Origin of the sequence: Dietzia sp. B44 (genome assembly GCF_014145245.1) — a bacterium.
GTDB classification, from domain to species: domain Bacteria; phylum Actinomycetota; class Actinomycetes; order Mycobacteriales; family Mycobacteriaceae; genus Dietzia; species Dietzia natronolimnaea.
This window is the reverse complement of record NZ_JAALEF010000295.1, coordinates 2,910-4,672: the sequence shown is the minus strand read 5'-3', so window position 1 is coordinate 4,672 and position 1,763 is coordinate 2,910. Positions and strand designations below refer to the sequence as shown.

Below are 1,763 nucleotides of genomic sequence, written 5' to 3'. Positions count from 1 at the left end.
GACCGCCCGACCCCGGTCCACCGTGTCGATCGCGCTGTGCGCGGCGGTGCGCAGCAGCAGCCACGCGCCCCCCGCCGCGGCGGCCAGCACCAGGATGACGATCGCGGTGGCGATCACGGTGGTGGCCGTGCGGATCGGCCAGCGTCGGGGCGTCGCGAGAACCTCGCTGCTCAGGGGTGCTGTCCGGGGGGGCTCTGCTCGTGGGGGCACGGCTCCATTGTGCGGCCACGTGGGCCCGACGGGCAGGACTGGAACACGTGTTAGCGTCGCGAGATGAGGGAATCGACGCACCACGGCCCGGAACCCCGGCTCGGACTGACCTTCAGTCCGAACGGGGACGGCACCGTGAGCTGGCACCAGCCGGTCGCCGACCAGTTCGTGGACCCGTCCGGGCGCTTCGCCACGGGGGCCCTGGCGGTGTTGGTCGACTCCGGTCTCGGGGCCGAGAACCACCGCCGTCGTCCCGAGGGGATGTGGACCGTGACCACCGAGCTCCGCCTGGATCTGCTGGCGCGCCCCCGGGAGGGGTCGACCGGCCTGGGCGTGCGCACGGACCACCTGGGCGACGACGGACACTGCCTCACCACGCGGGGCGACGTCCTCGATGACGACGGCGGGGTGGTCGCCGCGGGACTGGTCAAGTCGATGGAGATCGCGGGGGTCGTGGACCCGGGTGACTACGACGACGAGCCGCGGTGGCCCTCGGCACTGGCACCGGGGACGCTGGCCGAGGTGTTGTGCCTGACGCTGGACCACCACGATGACGGCCCGGGGGGCACCCGGGCGGTGGAGGCCGTGATCGCCCCCGAACCGGCGCTGGCCAACCCGCTGGGAAACCTGCACGGCGGGGTCTTCGCCGCCGTCGCGGAGGTGGCCGGTGCGGCGGTGTTCCCGCACGAACGAGAGGTCAGTTCGTCCTCGCTCGACGTGAGATACGTGCGGCAGATCCCGCTCGTCGGCCCGGTCACGGTGCGCGCCGAGGCACTCCATGACGGTCGGAGCTGGGGGATCGCGCAGGCGGTCACCCGGGACGCCCGCGGCCGGGTGTGCGCGGTGGCGTCGGTCACTGTCTACGGCAGGCGGTAGATTGTTGCTGTATCACTCAAGTACGGTCGGGGTGTCCACGACATCGATCGACGGAGGAGACGCTAGTGAAGATCGGCATCATCCTGGGCAGTATCCGCGACGAGCGGGGCGGCGCGGCCGTGGCCGACTGGGTCACCGCGGAGGCGGCGTCGCGGGAGCTCGCCACCTACGACCTGGTCGACCTCAAGTCCTTCGACGTCCCGCTCCTCACCTCGGCCACCGTGCCGGGTGCCGCGAACAAGCAGTACGACGACGAGCGGGTCACCCGGTGGAGTGAGGCGATCGATTCCTACGACGCCTTCATCTTCGTGACCCCCGAGTACAACCACGGCGTTCCCGGCGCCCTGAAGAACGCCTTCGACTCACTCGGCGACGAGTGGGCGGACAAGCCGGTCGCCTTTGTCTCCTACGGCGCCGAGGGCGGCGTACGCGCCGTGGAGCAGTGGCGCCAGATCGTCGCGAACTTCCGGATGTTCGGGGTCCGTCAGCAGGTGTCGCTGAGCCTGTTCACCGAGTTCGGCCCGGAGGGTCTCCAGCCGAACGACCGGCGCGCGGGGGAGATCTCCACCCTCTTCGACCAGCTCGAGGACGCGGTCCGTCGGTTCGCGCCGATCCCCGCGGGCAGCGCCTAGGACTCGACGCGCCCGACTCTCGACGGGTCAACGTCCGCCGGCCCG

At 71.4% G+C, this 1,763-nt stretch carries 2 protein-coding genes and 1 pseudogene; 2 read left to right on the top strand and 1 reads right to left on the bottom strand.

Annotated elements, in window-relative coordinates; translation table 11 throughout:
* Positions 1-210: pseudogene (locus G6017_RS10380) on the bottom strand (sensor histidine kinase); the annotation flags it as partial.
* A gap of 63 nt (positions 211-273) precedes the next feature.
* Here G6017_RS10380 and G6017_RS10375 point away from each other — a divergent pair.
* Positions 274-1,086, top strand: coding sequence for a PaaI family thioesterase (locus tag G6017_RS10375; protein ID WP_182617244.1), 813 nt, complete (start codon positions 274-276; stop codon positions 1,084-1,086).
* A 65-nt stretch (positions 1,087-1,151) separates the two neighbouring features.
* Positions 1,152-1,718, top strand: a complete 567-nt coding sequence (locus G6017_RS10370; protein ID WP_179523697.1) for an NADPH-dependent FMN reductase — start codon at positions 1,152-1,154, stop codon at positions 1,716-1,718.
* Positions 1,719-1,763 lie beyond the last annotated feature (45 nt).

What these genes read in the sequence shown, in the direction of transcription:
- G6017_RS10375 (WP_182617244.1), top strand. Translation starts at nt 274, where the DNA reads ATGAGGGAATCGACGCACCACGGCCCGGAACCCCGGCTCGGACTGACC.